The 19,278-nt window shown below is 44.4% G+C and carries 19 protein-coding genes; 10 read left to right on the top strand and 9 right to left on the bottom strand.

The genetic code is table 11. The features are described from left to right. The first annotated feature begins 96 nt into the window (after window positions 1-96). The 4 genes from cysT (at window position 97) to C0J08_RS02660 (ending at window position 4,325) form a co-directional block, all read left to right on the top strand. Entirely contained in the window at window positions 97-957 is an 861-nt protein-coding gene (cysT, locus tag C0J08_RS02675; RefSeq protein ID WP_212654598.1) for a sulfate/thiosulfate ABC transporter permease CysT, read from the top strand. Window positions 958-966: 9 nt separating this feature from the next. Continuing rightward, window positions 967-1,854 carry a sulfate ABC transporter permease subunit CysW gene (gene cysW, locus C0J08_RS02670; protein WP_212654597.1) on the top strand — a complete coding sequence of 296 codons (888 nt, stop codon included), beginning with the start codon at window positions 967-969 and terminating at the stop codon, window positions 1,852-1,854. Next, window positions 1,851-2,957: a sulfate/molybdate ABC transporter ATP-binding protein gene (locus C0J08_RS02665; RefSeq protein ID WP_212654596.1), complete on the top strand. Its 1,107-nt coding sequence runs from the start codon at window positions 1,851-1,853 to the stop codon at window positions 2,955-2,957. Before cysW ends, C0J08_RS02665 begins: the two co-directional genes overlap by 4 nt. A 306-nt stretch (window positions 2,958-3,263) precedes the next feature. Further along, a complete protein-coding gene (locus C0J08_RS02660; protein WP_212654595.1) occupies window positions 3,264-4,325 on the top strand; it encodes a GlxA family transcriptional regulator in 1,062 nt (353 codons plus the stop codon). A 16-nt stretch (window positions 4,326-4,341) separates the two neighbouring features. Here C0J08_RS02660 and C0J08_RS02655 read toward each other — a convergent pair whose 3' ends face one another. The 3 genes from C0J08_RS02655 to C0J08_RS02645 all read right to left on the bottom strand — a co-directional run bounded on the left by C0J08_RS02655 (window position 4,342) and on the right by C0J08_RS02645 (window position 7,220). Next, window positions 4,342-5,631 carry a TRAP transporter large permease gene (locus C0J08_RS02655; protein WP_212654594.1) on the bottom strand — a complete coding sequence of 430 codons (1,290 nt, stop codon included), beginning with the start codon at window positions 5,629-5,631 and terminating at the stop codon, window positions 4,342-4,344. Then, complete coding sequence (locus C0J08_RS02650; RefSeq protein WP_212654593.1) at window positions 5,628-6,128, bottom strand: TRAP transporter small permease; 501 nt, start codon at window positions 6,126-6,128, stop codon at window positions 5,628-5,630. Before C0J08_RS02650 ends, C0J08_RS02655 begins: the two co-directional genes overlap by 4 nt. 66 nt (window positions 6,129-6,194) lie before the next feature. Further along, a complete protein-coding gene (locus tag C0J08_RS02645) occupies window positions 6,195-7,220 on the bottom strand; it encodes a TRAP transporter substrate-binding protein (protein ID WP_212654592.1) in 1,026 nt (341 codons plus the stop codon). Between the two features lie 408 nt (window positions 7,221-7,628). Here C0J08_RS02645 and C0J08_RS02640 point away from each other — a divergent pair, with 408 nt between their 5' ends. From C0J08_RS02640 to hxpB, 4 genes are read left to right on the top strand one after another with little or no spacing between them, the layout of a single operon-like run. Further along, window positions 7,629-8,609 carry a TRAP transporter substrate-binding protein gene (locus C0J08_RS02640; RefSeq protein WP_212654591.1) on the top strand — a complete coding sequence of 327 codons (981 nt, stop codon included), beginning with the start codon at window positions 7,629-7,631 and terminating at the stop codon, window positions 8,607-8,609. After that, on the top strand, window positions 8,606-9,118 hold the full coding sequence (locus C0J08_RS02635; RefSeq protein WP_212654590.1) for a TRAP transporter small permease subunit: 513 nt from the start codon (window positions 8,606-8,608) through the stop codon (window positions 9,116-9,118). The genes C0J08_RS02640 and C0J08_RS02635 overlap by 4 nt, the downstream gene beginning before the upstream one ends. 1 nt (window position 9,119) lies before the next feature. Continuing rightward, entirely contained in the window at window positions 9,120-10,424 is a 1,305-nt protein-coding gene (locus tag C0J08_RS02630; RefSeq protein WP_212654589.1) for a TRAP transporter large permease, read from the top strand. A gap of 53 nt (window positions 10,425-10,477) precedes the next feature. After that, window positions 10,478-11,134, top strand: coding sequence for a hexitol phosphatase HxpB (hxpB, locus tag C0J08_RS02625; RefSeq protein ID WP_212654588.1), 657 nt, complete (start codon window positions 10,478-10,480; stop codon window positions 11,132-11,134). 22 nt (window positions 11,135-11,156) lie between these two features. Here the strand turns inward: hxpB and C0J08_RS02620 are convergent, their stop codons facing one another. After that, window positions 11,157-12,080 (bottom strand): histone deacetylase family protein, encoded by a 924-nt coding sequence (locus tag C0J08_RS02620; RefSeq protein WP_212654587.1) that lies wholly within the window; start codon window positions 12,078-12,080, stop codon window positions 11,157-11,159. Between the two features lie 171 nt (window positions 12,081-12,251). Between C0J08_RS02620 and C0J08_RS02615 the strand changes: the two genes are divergently transcribed. After that, window positions 12,252-14,657, top strand: a complete 2,406-nt coding sequence (locus C0J08_RS02615) for a bifunctional acetate--CoA ligase family protein/GNAT family N-acetyltransferase (RefSeq protein ID WP_212654586.1) — start codon at window positions 12,252-12,254, stop codon at window positions 14,655-14,657. Window positions 14,658-14,664: 7 nt separating this feature from the next. Here the strand turns inward: C0J08_RS02615 and fabA are convergent, their stop codons facing one another. From fabA to C0J08_RS02600, 3 genes are all read right to left on the bottom strand, one after another. Next, a complete protein-coding gene (gene fabA, locus C0J08_RS02610; protein ID WP_212654585.1) occupies window positions 14,665-15,153 on the bottom strand; it encodes a bifunctional 3-hydroxydecanoyl-ACP dehydratase/trans-2-decenoyl-ACP isomerase in 489 nt (162 codons plus the stop codon). A 14-nt stretch (window positions 15,154-15,167) separates the two neighbouring features. Further along, window positions 15,168-16,013: a helix-turn-helix domain-containing protein gene (locus C0J08_RS02605; protein ID WP_212654584.1), complete on the bottom strand. Its 846-nt coding sequence runs from the start codon at window positions 16,011-16,013 to the stop codon at window positions 15,168-15,170. A 68-nt stretch (window positions 16,014-16,081) separates the two neighbouring features. Continuing rightward, window positions 16,082-16,465, bottom strand: coding sequence for a septal ring lytic transglycosylase RlpA family protein (locus C0J08_RS02600; RefSeq protein WP_212654583.1), 384 nt, complete (start codon window positions 16,463-16,465; stop codon window positions 16,082-16,084). 261 nt (window positions 16,466-16,726) lie between these two features. Here C0J08_RS02600 and C0J08_RS02595 point away from each other — a divergent pair, with 261 nt between their 5' ends. After that, entirely contained in the window at window positions 16,727-17,827 is a 1,101-nt protein-coding gene (locus tag C0J08_RS02595; protein ID WP_212654582.1) for an AbrB family transcriptional regulator, read from the top strand. Between the two features lie 61 nt (window positions 17,828-17,888). Here C0J08_RS02595 and cdd read toward each other — a convergent pair whose 3' ends face one another. Then, on the bottom strand, window positions 17,889-18,290 hold the full coding sequence (cdd, locus tag C0J08_RS02590) for a cytidine deaminase (protein ID WP_349304781.1): 402 nt from the start codon (window positions 18,288-18,290) through the stop codon (window positions 17,889-17,891). 10 nt (window positions 18,291-18,300) lie between these two features. Next, complete coding sequence (locus C0J08_RS02585) at window positions 18,301-19,269, bottom strand: ABC transporter permease (protein WP_212654580.1); 969 nt, start codon at window positions 19,267-19,269, stop codon at window positions 18,301-18,303. Window positions 19,270-19,278 lie beyond the last annotated feature (9 nt).

The following is a 19,278-nucleotide window of genomic DNA, read 5'->3' as shown; positions in this document are numbered from 1 at the left end:
CCTCTAGCCGGATACGCTTGCGTGTCCGGCTTTTCTGTCTCTAACACAGCTGGCGTTTTATCAAATACTCTGATTACGACCATCATAGGCAAACACATGGCAACACATTTAAGCGCGGCCGATACCAGACCTCGCCATAAACGAGTCTTGCCCGGACTCAGTTTAAGTTTAGGTACATCTCTTCTCTTTATTAGTTTGATTCTATTGCTCCCAATGAGCGGCCTAGTCATGCAATCGGTCGATATGGGCTGGGATAGATATTGGCAAGTCATTAGCGACGAACGCGTGGTGGCCAGTTACAAAGTCACACTTTGGGCGGCTTTGCTTGCTTCGGTTTTTAACGGCTTTTTTGGATTATTGCTTGCTTGGGTGTTAGTGCGATACGACTTCCCCGGACGCCGTATTCTAGATGCCTTGGTGGATTTGCCTTTTGCCTTGCCAACCGCGGTTGCCGGTATCACGTTAGCCACTTTATATGCACAAAACGGCTGGTATGGGGAAATACTCGAAAGCCTAGGAATCAAGATTGCTTACACCCCTTGGGGAATTGTACTTGCCATGGCGTTTACCAGTATTCCTTTTGTTGTACGAACAGTACAACCCGTTTTGGAGGAGTTGTCTCCAGAAGAGGAAGAAGCTGGCATGACCTTGGGTGCATCCGATTGGTCGGTGTTTCGTCGAGTGATTTTTCCTGCCTTGTGGCCAGCCTTAATGACCGGCATTGCCTTGTCGTTCACCCGTAGTTTGGGTGAGTTTGGCGCGGTCATTTTTATCGCAGGCAACATGCCATACGTCAGCGAAATTACCTCTTTGATGATTTTCGTTAGCTTACAAGAGTTCGATTTCCCCGCCGCCAGCGCCATTGCTTCTGTGGTTCTCATGGCATCGCTTATTCTCTTGTTCGCCATCAACATCTGGCAGGCGCGCTATTTACGCCGCCTTCATGGACGCAGCTAGGAATCTATTATGTCATCTTCTAAATCGTCATCTGGGCAACACCAGCTGCGAGTCGGCGACAGCCCGCTGGTAAAAGGTTTGCTCATTGGTATTACCTTATTTTTGACCGCCATCTTGCTGGTTGTGCCGCTGATTGCCATATTCCAACAAGCTTTTGTAGAGGGCGCAGGGCATTACTTTAACAGCTTGCTGGAAGCCGATACCCTGCACGCCATTGGCTTAACCTTGTTCGTGGCCGCTTTAACCGTGCCAATCAACTTGGTCTTCGGCGTGATGTTAGCGTGGGCGGTAACCCGATTTGAATTTCCTGGCCGCAAAATACTGATGACCCTGATGGATATTCCATTTGCGGTTTCCCCAGTGGTCGCGGGTTTATTGTATCTCTTGTTGTACGGCAATAACGGCTGGATTGGCTCTTGGTTGTACGATCAAGATATCCAGTTGATGTTTGCATGGCCGGGTATTGTGATGGTCACCGTGTTTGTAACCTGCCCATTTGTTGCCCGAGAATTGATTCCTTTGATGCAACAACAAGGACGAGAAGACGAAGAAGCCGCCGTCATTCTGGGCGCTTCTGGCTGGCAGTTGTTCCGTCGCGTGACCTTGCCCAATATCAAATGGGCGCTGATTTATGGCGTCATTCTAACCAACGCTCGTGCCGTCGGTGAATTTGGCGCGGTATCTGTGGTCTCGGGCAACATTCGCGGCGAAACCAACACCTTGCCGCTGCACGTTCAGTTGCAATATGAGGATTACCAAGCCGCTGCGGCGTTTGCCAGCGCATCGCTATTGGCGATGATCGCCCTACTTACCTTGTTGTTGAAAGCCTTCATCGAATGGCGTCAGGAACGTAGTTTAAAAATTGAAGCTGAAAAAGAAAGACAGGTGACACAATGAGTATTTTGATTGAAAACATTTCCAAACACTTTGGGCAGTTTCAAGCCTTGTCACCTTTGTCAGTGGATATCAACGAAGGCGAAATGATTGGTTTGCTTGGCCCATCGGGCTCAGGAAAAACCACGTTATTGCGCATTATCGCGGGTCTAGAAGGCGCGGATACAGGTCGCATTCAATTTGGTAACCGAGACGTGACCAACTTGCATGTGCGAGATCGTCGCGTGGGCTTCGTGTTCCAAAACTACGCTCTATTCCGTCACATGACAGTGGCTGACAATGTGGCCTTTGGCTTAGAAGTCTTGCCACGTAAGGAACGACCAAGCTCGACTGAAATTAAAAATCGCGTCATGCATTTATTGGAAATGGTGCAGCTTGAACATCTTGCTAACCGTTTCCCGTCACAACTTTCTGGTGGCCAAAAACAGCGTATTGCTTTGGCACGCGCCTTGGCGACTCAGCCGGAAGTCTTGCTACTAGACGAGCCCTTTGGTGCGTTGGATGCCAAGGTTCGTAAAGAGCTGCGTCGCTGGTTGCGCGGATTGCACGATGAACTGGGCTTCACCAGCGTCTTCGTTACTCATGACCAAGAAGAAGCCTTGGAACTGTCTGATCGCGTTGTGGTGATGAGTAATGGCCACATAGAACAGATCGACCAACCTGATGCGCTTTACGCCTCCCCTAACAGCCGATTTGTCTTCGACTTCCTAGGCAATGCCAATGTCTTTGAAGGCAAAGTGGAAAACGGCAAATGGCAAAATCAGCAAGCCAGTATCGCTCTGCCAAATGGTGCGGAACAGAAAGACGGCCAACTCTACATTCGCTCCCATGAGTTCTTTGTATCAAGAGAACCGACCGCTCAATCCAACTTGCCTTTGCGTGTCATTGCCATCAACCCAATTGGGGCCGAAGTTCGCTTAGAACTGACGCCAATTGATTGGCAAAGCAACGACGTATGGGAAATCGATCTGCCTCACAAGGCGTTCGATAAAAACTGCTTCGAAAAAGGACAAACCTTATACGTCACGCCAAAAGCCGGTTATTTCTTTGCCCATGATGCACAGCAACCTGTGCTATTGAATTGGGAAACAGAGAAAGCAAATTGACTGAAAAATCGTAGTTTAAACAAGTAAAAAGCGATACTCATTGTATCGCTTTTCTTTGATAAGCTTGCTCAAAATGGAATAAAAACTTTTCTAAAAGGTATCATTCTTGTTTTATCCTTGGTGATTTTTCCACTATTCCAGAAAGCCATCCAATTAAAAAATATGGTAGCAAGCAACAAAAGCAACACGCCATTATGTAGGTAGCCTTTTTAGAATATAGATAGCTTATTAGATTAGCGGCATTTTTTTTGCATCAAAGATTGTGAGGCATTGTGCTTGTAAAAAATCTAGTAAGAGGTCAACGTAATGTTAGAAGCTAGTAGCAATCAAAATACGTGCTATTTTCAAAGTCATTTAAAACGCTCCAATCTCGCTTTTACACACTCCCCCCAATTTGAAGCAGTATCAAAACCACTAAGAAAAGTAAGCTTTGTATTGCTTGATCACTTTTCCATGTCGTCCTTTTCCGTAGCTTTAGATACGTTAGTGACGCTTAACCTATTACATGACAATCCTATCTACGAATGCAAAACCTACGGTGTAAACAGCAACAAGGCACTATCTGATATTTCTATAGAAATAGCAGCAGATGGCCATATAGAAGACATTGAAGTAAACAAAGACGCTATTTTAGTGATTTGTGGTGGCTTTCGTAACTCGCTCAGACCAGAACCATTACTTAACAAAGTATTAGTCAAAGCTGCCCAGTCAAATACAACCATCATAGGTATATGGAATGGAAGTTATTATGTCGCAGATAGCAAAATCAAAACAGGGAACACTATCTCTATTCACCAAGACAATAAAGCCATTATGGAAGAACGGTTTCCAAAGTTAAATTTATCGACATCCTCTTTTACTGAAGAAGGTTCTTTATTAACCTGCTCTGGTCCTAACAGCACCTTAGATATGATGCTCCATTATATTAAAAGCTCACACGGTACAGACTATTCACAAGCTATTGCGGAAGTAATTGGCTCTGATCGACCAACTAAAAAAGACATTAAAAAAACAAACCGTTTTCTGCTTCCAGAATCGCACATTCCAAACTGTATAAAAGATTCTATTCAGTTAATGGAAAACAATGTAGAAGACCCTTTAAGCATAGATGAGCTAACAAAACTGGTGGGCATTTCTCGACGACAAATAGAAAGACTATTCAAGAGTAATGTTGGCGTGACCCCTGCCCGTTATTACATGGAGTATCGTTTAACTCATGCTAGACAACTAATACAACAATCGAACCTTAGTATCTTTGAAGTATCCGTTGCTTGTGGTTTCGTAAGCTCTGCTCACTTCAGCCGTACTTACCATAGATTCTTTGGCCAATCCCCAATGGATTCTCGTCGTACATCTCAAGCGAGCTGAGCCTTCACCCGCTCCATCAATTCAAAATATTAGGTAACCACAAAACAATATCTGGAAACAAAGTAAGGACACCCACAGCAGCAAGAAGTATCAGCCAATATGGCAAAGAGGCTTTTGCTGCGCTAGTGACACTTACATCTCCTTTAGTAATAGAGCTAAGAACAAATAAGTTAAGTCCTACCGGAGGTGTAATCATGCCAACTTCCATTAATAAAGTAACAATGACACCAAACCAAACTGGATCAAATCCCATGCTGGTTACCATAGGAAAAGTAATCGGCAATGTCATTAATAGTAGTGAAATACCATCAAAAAAACACCCAAGCAAAAGATAAACCAGAACGACCATAACGAGTACGCCATATTTATCTAATCCTAGATCATTTATTGCTCCAACCGCAGATCTCGGTAAACCGAGTAAACTCACAGCTTGAGCTAGAATCACCGTCCCAACCAATATTAAAGCGACAGCACTAAACATCATCGATGCTCTACAGAACGCTTCCCAGAGTTTCTTCGTCGTCAAATCGCCCCAAAAGAAACCTAAAATAATGGCTACACCAACACCCATCGCAGCAGATTCTGTTGGCGTGGTAATACCCATGTAGATGGTACCCAAGACAAAAAATATTAATATGGGTAAAGGCCATACTTGCGCCAAACCTCTTATTGCATCTCCCCAGCTAAACTTTTCTTTTTCCTCAGGTGTAACAGAGCTACCAAACTTAGATCGAAAATATATCCAAGCAAAAAAACCAAATGAAATTAAGGCGCCAGGAATCAAACCAGCCATAAAAAGACGACCAATCGAAACATCTTGCGTTGCCCCATAGATCAATAAAGAAAGACTAGGTGGTATGAGTAATCCAAGAGTCCCCCCTGCTGCTAAGGTTCCTACCACCATATTGGAGTCATAACCACGCTTCTTAAGCTCTGGGTAACTCACAGAACCTATCGCTGCCGCAGTGGATGTACTCGAACCACTAACTGCACCAAATAGAGTACAGACTGCTATATTAGTGTGCAGCAATTTTCCTGGCACATTACGAAATAAAGGAACCAACCCGTTATATACCCGAGTAGATACTCCACTCGCCAATAAAATATCACCTAAAATAATAAATAGAGGCACTGCACTTAAAGTAAAATCTGAGAGCAAATTCCAAGCTGAATTAATCGCTAATGCGCTCGCACCACCAGCTTGAAAATGTAATAAAATAAACCCAGTTAATCCGAGAGCTGCACCTAGAATAGCGCCACTCCCCAATAAAACCGCTAAACTGGAACCTAAAATCAACCAACTCATACTGAATGCTCCGAAACGGGGCTATCTTTAAGGATGCGGAAAATAGCTCTTAACTCAACCAAAACACATAAAACCATTGAAATAGGCATTAAAGCCATCCAAGGCCAAAGTAAAATACCACTAACATCTGTTCGCGATGAAATCATGCGAGAAAAATCCATGAAGGCCCATGACTGATAAATAAAAACAATGGCAAAAGCGAATAAAATTAGCGAAGCAAAAATACGGCAGATACGCTGGGCACCATGACTTAATTTTTCAGTTACGATAGACAACTGTATATGTTCAGAACGGTCCATGACCAAAGGGAAGGTAGTAAAAGCCAAAGTAACAAACAGCAGCCCCGCCAACTCATCAGAAAATGAAATAGGCGAACCCACAATATAACGCAGTAATGAACTAACAAGGATCAATGCAGCCATAACGATGCCTGAGATGACCCCTATATAAAAAATGATCCGTATTAATCGATCAAACGCATTTGAAATAAAAGACATCATATCTCCTAATAAAAGGCACTTAGAAAGGCAAAGAAAGGGCACATTACATGCCCTTTATTGTCCTTACTTTTGTTGCTCTTTTGCCAATGTAGAGACAGTTTCATAATATTTCATGCCTTCAGGCCCAGAGGCTTCTGCCATATCTTTCCATGCACTCATCGCGGCACCAACGAAGGTTTGTACATCTTTTTTACTAAATGGTTCTAATATGGTGATCCCTAAAGATTTACGCTCCTCTCGTGCTGCGGCTTCTCGTTGTGGATCGACTGCAAGCAACTTGGTTTCCTTCCAAACTTCTTCACCCGCCTCGGTCAAAGCTTTTTGCTGATCTGCAGTGAGAGACTGCCATGTTTTATCACTTACCCCAAACATCCAAGGAGACGCCGCCCAAGGGTGAAGGTATGATTCATATTTGGTTACTTCTTGCAAAGAAACCGTTTTAGCTACAGTCGATAGATAATAAGCACAATCTACAACTCCTGTTTGTAATGCAAGATACATATCATTTTGACCAATAACTTGAGCAGATATGCCTAATTTTTTAAAAGTGTCGACAAGATGCCCTGACCACACTCGAACTTTTTTATCTTTTAACTGAGCTAAAGAGTTAACCGGCTCTTTACAATGCAAACCAACATCAAAAACTGGCGCCACAACACCACCTACAGTATGAATATCCCACTTTGCATAGGCATCTTTATATATTGAGCGCAATGTAGGTAGTAATGCCAAATGCTGCTCAGCTTTTGTAATGGCTCCTTGCGCATAAACAGATGCTAAAGCTGGCGCGTCTCTTTTATAATATTCACCATACATCAAAGCTAAATCAACCATTCCACCTTTCATTATTCGAAGCATATCAGCTTCTTTTAGGCCAAGAGATCCGGCATGATAAACATCGATTTGTAGTGATCCATTAGATTTTTCTTTAACTAAATCAGCAAACTCTTCTATATATTGAGCTTCTGGTCTTGTTTGAGCCAATCCACTATGGAATTTCAATACTCTAGTATCAGCTTGCACCTGAAGAGAAATACTCCAACCCAAAGTGGTTAATACCATCAAACACAAATAATTTACAAATTTCATATTTTCCCTTTCTCATTAAATGTTAAAAAGATAAAAAATGGATTAATAAATTACTTATAAATAATTTCAGACTTCATACCTCTTTATCTCGATAATATTGGAAATGAAGATAGAATAGATGAGCTAAGAATTACTTATAAATAACTTAATCATTTTCATAGTAAAGGCAGTCTAAAAGGCAAGATGACTCCATACGTCATTGCGCTGACTCCATACGACAAACGGAGTGTAAAGGTGATGAGAGGTATTTAAAAAAGGAGGTAGATAGTCATTACTTAATTAAACCAACTCAGCCTCAAACGTGTGAGAATTGTCGCATTGCGTCATCCTTTCGCCGCAATAAGTAACATAAGTAAAAGACAAGCGGTCTAGAGTCGATAGACCCCAACCGTTGAAGGAAAGAGTCGTATGCGCTATCCAAGTTTATTATTAGTTTCTGTCGCTTTGATCCAAGCTCCATTTGCTTTATCTGCCGCGAAGTTTGATTTCTCTAATGAATATAATGCGACATCGATTCATGCCGAAGGGGACAAATATTTTATTGATCAAGTAACGAAACTGAGCAAAGGCGACATAGATATTACGCTTCATACAGGTGGATCTCTTGGCTTTAAATCCGCTGACAATTTTTACGCTGTTGCCGACAATGCGATTCAAATCGCCGATACCTTAGCTGGTAGTATTGCCGGCATAGACCCTATATTTTTACTGTCTTCATTACCTTTTATCGTTGAAAATGAAGATCAAGCCGAAAAACTTTATCAAATAGCCAAACCCTATTACCAAAAAGTCTTTGCCCAAAATGGACAAATTCTGCTTTATGCTTCCCCTTGGCCAGCAAGCGGCATTTGGTCACAAAAACCAGTTACTACCAAAGCTGAATTGGCTAATTTAAAAATTCGTACCTATGACAAAAATGGCACATTAACCCTACGTGAAGCAGGCGCAGAACCGATTAAACTGTCTTGGGGGGATGTTGTTCCTCAACTCTCTACAGGTGGAATTAAAGCCGTTCTCACTTCAGCAGATGCAGGAGCAAGTGGTAAATTCTGGGAACACCTCGATAACTACAGCGCCATCCAATACGCCATTCCTCTTAACATGGTGCATATGAACAAAGAGGTATTTGATGACCTATCCACAGAAGAACAAAGCGCCATACTAAAAGCCGCTGCATTAACGGATAAGCACAATTGGCAAACGGTAAGAACTCGTGTCGCTGACAACTACAAAGAATTAGTTGCGCATAACGTTACTATTCATCAAAACCTACCTAAGTCTTTCATCAATTGGCTTCAGGAATCGGCAAAACCTTCTTTAAAAGAGTGGTTAGACGATACGGGGAAATCCGGTAGCGATATCATGGCGGATTTTGAGAAAAGTAAATGATAGTTCATTTATTATCAGGGATATCCAGACGGCTTAACCAGCTGTCTGGTGCTTTGGCAATGCTATTAATCGCCTACCTGCTGTGCCATATATTACTAGAGATTGTCTTACGCTTATTCGGCACCTCAACCTATGTTCTCGATGAATTTGTCGGTTACGCTATCGCCACCATCACTTTTCTTGGTTTAGGTTATAGCTTAGAGCGCGATGGATTGATTAAAGTTAATATACTCAGTGACCGACTTCCTGAGCGCTATCATTGGTTACTAGAGTCTGTTATTTCCCTTGTTTCCTTGGCTCTTTTTTCATGGATTTTATACTACTGGTACATCAATGTGGCCAGAAGCTTCAAACGTAATATCACCAGTGAATCCATTGCAGAAACACCATTATGGATCCCTGAGGGCATGGTATTGGTTGGCTTAAGTCTTTTGTGCTTAACACTCTTTGTCAGAACACTTGTCCTTATTTCTACCCATAAAGTTCCCCACATCGAGACAAACAAATAAGATGGAAATTGTATTATCAGCCGTAGGTGTCATTACTCTCATTCTCTTAGTACTTGGACTTGGAGTTTGGGTATTTTCCGGCCTAGCCATTGTTGCCTTGTTGTCGCTTATTTTCATTGGTGATGTAAGTTTGGATCGCGCTGGCGCCATACTCAGCCGTATTCTGTTTCGGTCCGCCAACTCATGGGAGCTATCCGCCATTCCGCTTTTCATCCTTATGGGTGAGCTGATATTTCGCTCCGATATCTCAGATCGTTTGTTTAGAGGGTTAGAGCCTTGGGCGAAAAAAATTCCTGGCGGCATTCTACATACCAATGTATTTGGTTGTGCGATGTTTGCCGCGGTCAGTGGCTCCAGTGCCGCCACAACCGCAACCGTTGGAAAGATCACCACAACTGAGCTCAAAAAACGGGGTTATGATAGAAAACTGTCTGTAGGCTCCTTGGCGGGAGCAGGCAGTCTTGGGTTGTTAATTCCACCCTCCTTAGTGATGATCGTTTATGGCATTCAGTCCGAAGTATCGATTAGTAAACTCTTCATGGCAGGCATTTTACCTGGCATTTTGATTGCCGCACTTTACTCTGGCTACATCGTACTAAGAGCCATTTTAAACCCTTCCTTATGTCCACCAGAGCAATCCCACACAGCCAGTAAACTGGAAAGTTTGGTATTGCTGTTACCCGTTATCTCCTTGATCGTTATCGTTATGGGCGCTATTTATACAGGTATCGCAACACCATCTGAAGCGGCGGCGGTCGGAGTGTTCGCCACTCTTATTATCTTGATAAAAGAACGTCAGTTGTCATTCAAAATGATCCAAGAGGCGATGATTGCTACCTTGTTGAGTTCAACCATGGTCTGCAGCATATTGGTATCAGCGGCACTTTTGTCGACCGCGATGGGCTTCCTACATTTGCCTTCTGAGCTAGCAAGCTATATCGCCAGTTTGGATCTTACTCCAGCATTTTTACTGTTAGCGCTGGCGGTGTTTTACGTCATACTCGGCTTATTTCTAGATGGTATTTCTATCACCGTAATGAGCCTACCCATTACCTTACCAATCGTCATCCAAGCTGGCTTTGATCCTATTTGGTTTGGTGTATTTCTTGTAATACTCATAGAACTTGGGCAAATAACGCCACCGGTTGGTTTTAACCTCTTTGTGCTTCAAGGCCTTACTGGGGAAAAGATAGGACAAGTCGCAAAAGCCGCTTTTCCATTCTTTGTACTGATGTGCCTAGCGGCATTAATACTTTGCTTAGTACCAGACATCGCCTTGTGGTTACCAACAGCGCTTTCAAATTAGAGCCTATCCATGTTAAATAAAGCATTAATCAACAAACAGAGAAACAGACGATTATGCAGGCAGTCATTTTTGACATGGATGGATTACTGATTGATTCCGAACCCTTCTGGAAACAAGCGGAGTTTGATGTATTTTCGTCTGTAGGTGTAAACGTGACCGAAGATTTAACTGCGCTTACCGCTGCAATGACAACAAGGGAAGTTACTGAATTTTGGTTTGCAAAACAGCCTTGGAAAGATGCTTCTCTTGAGGAAGTCGAGAATCGTGTCGTTGAGCGAGTCAAATATTTGATCGAGACTCAAGGGCAAGCCATGCATGGCGTTCACAACCTACTCAACTCATTACAAGAAGCCAAAGTAAAAATTGGCCTTGCCACCAACTCACCAAAAGACATTATACCCAGCGTATTGCAACGCCTTAATATTGCGGACTATTTTATGGCCTACAGCTCAGCAGAGGAAGTAACCAAGGGCAAACCCGCTCCTGATGTTTACCAACTAACACTGGAAAAACTTGGTATTGAAGCTCATCAATGTATTGCTTTTGAAGATTCTCTCGGCGGGGTCAAAGCCGCATTAGCAGCTGGAATAAAGCCTATAGCGGTGCCGCATACTGACGAATATGATCATGAAAAATTTGACCTCGCGTCATACAAACTTAGAAGTTTATCTGAATTCAATCATCAGATTGGTAAATCACTTTTGGCTTAATGTTAAAGCTCAATGTCGCATTTCAGAGCTTCATTAAACTTTTGACATGACAAAACGCCGCACGACCTAGCGCGTCTACGTTGTATCCGCCTTCCAAAACCGATACCACTTTGCCATCGCAATGACGATCGGCCACATCCATCAATAAATCGGTAATCCAAGTAAAGTCAGACTCGCTTAATCTTAGCTGCCCCATTGGGTCTTCTTTGTGGGCATCAAAGCCAGCGGAAATCATAATAAGTTGCGGTTTAAAGGCTTCCAGCGCTGGCAATAATTGCTCAGTCATGATGTTTTGAAAAGCCTCGCTGCCCGATCCTGCTGCCAGCGGCATATGAAGAATATTATCGTGAGACGCACCCGGGTCACTGTAGGGATAAAACGGATGCTGATAGCTGGAGGCATACAATACTTTTGAGTCGGTTTTAAAAATATCTTCTGTGCCATTGCCATGGTGCACATCGAAATCGACGATAGCGACACGCTCTAGACCATATTGTTCAATGGCATAGCGGGTTCCCACGGCAATGTTATTGAACAAGCAGAAACCCATGGCTTTGTCGTATTCCGCATGATGACCCGGTGGACGAATCGCGCAAAAAGCATTGTCCATCTCACCTTTCATCACAAGATCCACCGCTTTAATGACTGAGCCTGCGGCGTACAAAGCGGCATCCAAAGTATGCGGCATCATCAAGGTTTCTGGTTCTAATTCCACATGACCTTCTTCTGGCGCTCGGGCAAAAATGGAATCCACATAAGTTTCGTCGTGGGCAAGAAGCAGGTGTTCTCGGGTTGCGGGATCCGATTCCATGCGGCGTAAAAAATCCATCAACTGCCCCATGATTAAACGATTTTGAATGGCACCAAGACGCAAAGGAGATTCCGGATGGTCGGCTCCCATATTGTGCCTATCGCAATAAGAATGTGTGATGTACGCCGTTGTCATTGAAGGTCTCTGAATTATTATTTTTCGATATTCGCAGTCACTGTGTCTTATATCAAACCACAAACATAGTGAAACAATCTATCCTACCATGGTCTACAATTCGCTCTATAGATGAGTGTGATACAGTGCTTAATATCACTCTTGCCACACAAGAACTCAGGAGAAAACTCTGTGAGCCAACACGCATTACATCCGCTACTCGCCCCAAAGTCTATGGTAATACTCACCGGTGACGATGCAAACGATCCTCTAATGTTGGCTCTTTTGACTTCTCTTTCCCATGCGACAAAATCCTGCCCTGTGAGTTTAGTCGGCGTACAACCGGCTGGTGAATTCTCATTTCCGCTTTACACCACACTCAGCGAATTACCCAAAGGCCCAGATCTTGCGGTATTGGTTGGTGCTTATTCCAACACGGAAAAACCAGTCACCATGGAAGACATCATTGCGGATTGTGGTGCGGCTGGGATTGGCTCTTTACTTATGTTGTCTTGGACGGGAGACAGCCAAGAATCCTTGGTGGAGTCTCTTCGCAAACACAATGTGCGCTTACTCGGACCAAACAGCTTTGGCATTTGCCGCCCGAAACAAGGCGTATTTGCTTGGCTGGGTTTAACTCAACCCTTATCGGGGCGCTTGGCTCTGATGTCGCAATCAGGCACCGTCGCTAGTGCCTTGGTCGACTGGGCAACGTGGCAAGGCATTGGATTTTCTCAAGTGGTCGCCATGGGAACTCCGGTCGATGTGATGCCATCACAAGTACTGGATTATTTATCCACCGACTTCGATAGTCAGGCCATTTTGATGTATTTGCAGAAGATTGGCCGCCCCACACGATTTCTCAGCAGCTTACGCGCCACAGGACGAAGCAAACCTGTTGCCGTGGTCACCGAGCATTCCGTTGGTGCCGATGAGCGAGTACTCGACGCCGCACTCAGCCGAACGGGGGCAGTTCGTGGTCGACGTCTGAATGATTTGATTGCGGCCGCTTCGGTGATGACCAACGCTCGTCGGGTCAAAGAGGGTTCGTTACTCATTATTGGTAACGGTGCTGGCCCTGGCGAACTGGCCGCGCAACGTGCCATGGAGCTTGGCATTGACTTACTGACACCACAAGACGAACTGCACGACCGATTAGAAGCCACCATGGCGGGTCGAGGAGGTATTGGCCCTGTCACTACCGTTTGGGCCAGCAGCGCGACGGATCTCTTTATTAATCTTGCGGAAGATGCTCTACAAAGTGAAGAATGTGGTGCGGTGTTACTGACGCTCAGCCCAACGGCCTTGATCGACATCGACTCCTTGTTCGACTTGATTACCAAGCTACATAAAACACAGAAAAAGCTGGTGATGGTGTGTTTGCTTGGCGGTGGCAATATGACCACCATGCGTACTCGTATTAATGAAGCCGGTATTCCAACCTTTAGAACCCCAGAAACCGCCATTGAAGGCTTTCAATTCTTGGTGCAATTCCAACGCAATCAATTACTCGCGAAACAGTCCCCCGATAGCCACGCCTTTCGCTTTAAAATTGATGTTTCTGAGGCCACCAACACACTGAATCAGCTGTTTAAGCAGGGTGAAAAAACACCTCATGCGGACGCCTTACGCGATATTTTTGAGCTCTTCCATATTCGCTTAATCACACGTCGACAAGCATCAAATCTATTGTCTGCGCCCATTCATTTACGCGTTTTTCAGGACAAGGTATTTGGTCCTGCCATTGGCTTGTCCCTTGAGGGGGTGCAACAACATAAACACGCGGAAGCTGTTGCTCTACCGCCATTAAACACCATTCTGGCCAAAGACCTTATTCAGCGTGCCTTTCCTGGCGAAGAGTCGTTTGAGTTAGAAAGTTTACTGCGCAACTTATCCACCATGGTGTGTGAATTACCTGAGATAGAAACCCTAGAATTGGCCGATGTGAGGCTACACGACAGCGGCAGTGTGTACGCGGATGTCACAGCCCAGCTTAGGGTTTGCAAGAATTGGCGCCGCTATGAACATCTCGCCATTCACCCTTACCCAAGACAGTGGGTATCAGAGCGGGCATTAAAGAATGACGAGATCGCCACCGTTAGACCCGTTTTACCGAGAGATTCAGGAATTTTGGCCGATTTTGTGCGCAGCATGTCCCATGAAACGCGCTACTTTCGTTTTATCTCCAACATCGAAGAGCTGACACCGCGCATGCTCGCCAGCCTCTCGCATATCGACTATGACCGCGAAATGGCACTGCTTGCTGTGATTCAACGAGATGGACACGATGTGTTGATCGGTACTGCCCGCTACATCGACAACTTTGATGACCAAAGTTGTGAATTCGCCGTGGTACTTGGAGATGAGTTCCAAGGGCTAGGATTGGCGTCCTACCTCATGCGCCGACTCATGCAAGTCGCCGCAGACAAAGGCATTCGAGTAATGAAAGGCATCGTCTTGGCCGAAAACAAACGCATGATCGACTTCTGTCGTCACCTAGGCTTCACCATCCAACGAGATCCAGAGGACTTCGGCCAAGTTGTTGCGAGTATCAAGCTGACGCCCAAGCTTCTCAAAGAAACAGAAACAAAGCTTTAATCTTGATTCAGCGGATCAAACCAACTTTTAAATCATGTGCTTCGTAAATAATATCGCCACCTAGTAATACGTAGCCATCAGCAATTCCCATTCCTAAAGGGGCTTTTTTAACTCGTTTAATATGAATTTTATATTCGATAAATGAAGCTGTTGGATAAATTTGACCTGTGAAGCGAACTTTACCAACGCCTAAAGCACGACCCTTTCCCGGCAAGCCAGACCAGCCAAGAAATACACCTAACAATTGCCAAAGAGCATCCAAACCTAAACAGCCAGGCATTACAGGATCACCTTTGAAGTGACAGTCAAAAAACCAATGCTCAGGTCGAATACTAAATCGCGCTTCCAATAAACCTTTATTATAAGACCCGCCAGATGAATCAATTTGAGTAATTTCATCGATCATTAACATTGGTCCGCTCGGCAGCTGAGCGTTTCCCTCACCAAAAAATTTACCTTCAGACATTGCTAATATGTCAGTATTCGAAAACATCATCATCTCCTTCTATTTCAGAAGAGTATGTTGCGTTCCTTTTGATGGGGCTTGTAAAAAGCGGACATGAATTGCTGAGTTTGTAACGACAATGACGATAAATCATGCTGATTCAAAGATCTCAAAATATGAGACTGGTCGTAGAAACCCAGATCTAATCCACAATGAAAAATCGATACATTCTTTTTATAACAACAACTTAGTAAGCTTTGAGAACGTATGAGCTGTGAGAATGACTTCGTTGATAAACCCGTATGCAGTGAAAATAATCGATTTAGATGCCGCCGACTTAATCCAACTGACTGAGCCAAAGTTGTCACACTAATACTACCTAAACTTTGATAAATAAGCGTTAATGCGTGACTTAATGCTGGTGGAGGTTGCTGGAATAACGACTTTAAAAAAAGAGACTCACATAAAACAACTCGTTCTGAAAAAGTTTCCTTTTCGTATAATCGCTCGCTCAAATAGACAAACTCTCGGTGCGATAAAAAGTCATCTCCAACAAGCGATTGTGTAATCTCCAATAGGTCGACATCAAAAAACTGTCTTAGCGAACCCGGTGCAAACCAGACCCCAAAATAATCACCCGGCTCTATGAGTTGAACTTCCAAAATAGATAAACGAGTTCCCCCAACCCAACCACGAAGTGGAGAAAAAAGCAGAACATTTGTTCCATCAGGAATCATTGAGTAGGGAGTTGGTTGCTCAACCCTTACTTGAAGAAAAGCCAAGATAGAGTTCGACAATGCAAGAATTGGGCGCTGCATATCTACAGATAAACCGAAATGGGACATACCTTGAGCAGTCAACGTCGGTTGGAATGGCGTATAACTTTGAGTTAAAGGTGTTTGAATATGCATTAAAACTCAACCCCTATATTTCCCAATACTTACAATCAAACTAAACAGTCTAAAATTGATGTAACAATTTAACGCAACACTTCAATTTCTACCTCGATAACCCCATGACGTGTGTTACCAATACGCTCAAAAGCCGATTTACTTAGGTCAATAATTCGGCCACTGACAAATGGCCCTCGGTCATTAACTCGCACCACGACACTTTTGCCATTATCTACATTGGTGACTTTTACCTTAGTACCAAAAGGCAGACGTTTGTGCGCGGCGGTCATGGCTTTTTGATTAAACCTTTCACCGCTAGCGGTTTTACGTCCTTGATACTTATTCGCGTAGTAACTGGCACCACCGCTCTCTTCGAACCCAACCGCATCCGAGCGGCTGATTGGGCCACTTGCACAAGCGGTTAAAAAAAGAGATAAGATCACACAACATAAGATACTGATTTTTCGCATTGTTTTTACTTTTCCTGTAAGCAAGTTTTCAATCGGCCGTCATCTTAGCAGATCCTACGCTTCAACAAACGCAAGTTAATGCAACATCCGTCAGGGTCTTGTCAGTCTTGTAGAGTATCTTTTCATATTTTAAAAAATTAACACACAACACTGGCAGCATAAGCTTAAAATATGCTTACTATCACCATTAAAGATCAATCAGAGCAAAGCGATTGAGGTATACTTTTTGACATGCACGCAGACGGATCTTAACCACTAGAAATGGCTTCATTTTTTACTAAACATTTCCCACCACTCTCAAGCTGGCCCGTTATTTGGCGCTTTATCGTCTTACTTATAGGCTCTTTTCTGCTTGTTGTTCTGTTTGAATTAGCCCATATACCGGCGGCACTGCTACTTGGCCCCATGATCATGGCCATTAGTATGGCAATTAGTGGTGCTGGCATCGCTTTGCCAAAACCAACTTTTTTGATGGCACAAGGCATGGTGGGCATGATGATAGCAAACAGCCTCCCACTTGCCGTCTTTGCTAAAATCTCTCTGGAGTGGCCCCTATTCCTGATTGGCACAGTATCCACTATTGTCGCGTCAAGCTTCTTAGGGTGGTTACTGAGTCGGAGTCGGTTATTGCCTGGCACAACAGCCATTTGGGGATCTTCACCGGGTGCTGCCGCAGCCATGACGGTTATGTCTGAGTCCTATGGAGCCGATATGCGGCTGGTGGCCTTCATGCAATATTTGCGTGTGGCTTGCTGTGCTGTTGCCGCCACCATTGTGGCTACCGTGTTTCATGTCGATGGCTCAGCCGCTGTAGCAATAGACTGGCTTGGCGTTTCCTCATGGTCTGGGTTTGCCATTACACTCAGCATCATTGCTTTAGCGACCATTGTGGGAGTAAGACTACGCCTTCCCAGTGGCCCATTACTGCTTTCATTGGCTGTAGGTTTGGTCATTAAGTTTTCTGGCATACTGCCTATCGTCTTACCCCAGTGGTGCCTCGCCATCAGCTTTGCCATCTTAGGTTGGAGCATAGGTTTTCGTTTTACCCGCGCAGTTCTAAAACACGCTTGGTATGTCTTCCCTCACGTCCTAGGAGCGATTCTGGCGTTGATTTCGATTAATGCCTGCTTGGCCGTACTGTTGATTCTATTTGCCGATATAGACCCGCTTACTGCTTTTTTAGCCACCAGCCCAGGTGGAGCTGACTCGGTGGCCATTATCGCAGCTTCAACCAATGCGGATGTGTCCTTTGTAATGGCGATGCAGGTTGCTCGATTTTTGTTGGTATTACTAGCGGGGCCTATGCTCGCCCGCTGGCTTTCAAGGAATGAAACAGCCAAAGACCACAAACAAACTCCATAAAAAAACCACCCGAAGGTGGTTTTTATTAACGTTATATTTCAACCAAGAAATGCGAACAAGGTTATTGCTCTAAATTTTCAGGGCCAAATGAATAAGGCAACAACTCATTCATGGTGAAGGATTTTCTCACGCCTTCAGCACCACATATGTGGATCTGGGTATCTGCAGAAGCGAACTCGCGAATTTTCTGACGACAACCACCACACGGTGTGACCAAAGCATCGCCATTTCCAATCACATAAATATCTTTGATCTGCGTTTCGCCACCCAATACCATGGATGCAATCGCACCCGCTTCCGCACAAGTTCCTTCAGGAAAAGCGGCGTTTTCTACGTTACAACCAGAATACACTTGGCCATTCGCCGTTAGAATCGCAGCGCCAACTTGAAAGCGAGAATAAGGCACATAGGCTTTATTCATCGCTTCTGTTGCCATCTCAAGCAGCTCAGTACTCTGCTTCACATCAGCCACTCTATGCCCGCTCTTTCACATAGGGTCGGCCAATCGCTTTTGGCCCAATTGCTTTGCCGATAAAGCCAGCTAATAACAACACAGTTAATACGTAAGGCAAGACTTCGATGGCTTGAACAGGCACTTCGCCAATCCCCGGAATCACCACACCTTGCATGCGAATGGCCACGGCGTCCAAGAAACCAAACAGCAAACAAGCAAGCAAGACAGGAACAGGACGCCATTTACCAAAGATCAGTGCCGCCAAAGCCATATAACCTTTACCCGCACTCATGTCTTTCAAGAAGCCTGCGTTATGAGCGGTAGACAGATATGCGCCAGCAAAGCCACACAAGATGCCACAAATAATTAACGCACGGTAACGAATGAAAGACACCGAAATACCCGCTGTATCGACCGCATGAGGATTCTCACCCACGGCACGAAGACGCAAACCAAAGCGGGTTTTATAAACCACCCAGTAAGTCACAGGCACCATAGCAAAAGCCAAGTACACCAGAATGTTATGGCCACTCAATAGGTTTGAATAGATCTGCCCGATAACCGGCACACTTTCTAGCGCATCCGCAAATGGGAAAGTAATGTCTAAGAAGCGAGCGTCGCCAGATAAGGCAGGGGTTTGTCCTCCCATACCAAACCAATACATCGACAAGGTAACCGTCAAACCAGCCACAATGGTATTGATTGCCACACCAGAGACGATGTGATCACCACGGTGAGTGATACAAGCAAAACCATGAATCAGCGCCAAGCAAACAGAAGCCAACACACCAAAACACAAGCCGATCCAAGCAGAGCCAAATACCGCCGCCGCTGCAGCCGCCGCAAACGCACTGCCTAAAATTTTCCCTTCTAGACCGATATCAACAATACCCGCACGCTCAGAATATAAGCCAGCTAACGCAGCAAAAATAAGCGGCGTAGAAACGCGCATTGTCGCGTCCAACATAAGTATCAATGTTTCAAACATAGTTTTCCC

The sequence above is a fragment of the Marinomonas sp. CT5 genome (assembly GCF_018336975.1).
In the GTDB taxonomy this organism is placed as follows: domain Bacteria; phylum Pseudomonadota; class Gammaproteobacteria; order Pseudomonadales; family Marinomonadaceae; genus Marinomonas.
The sequence above is the reverse complement of the archived record's forward strand: the minus strand, read 5'-3'. Positions and strand labels throughout refer to the sequence as shown.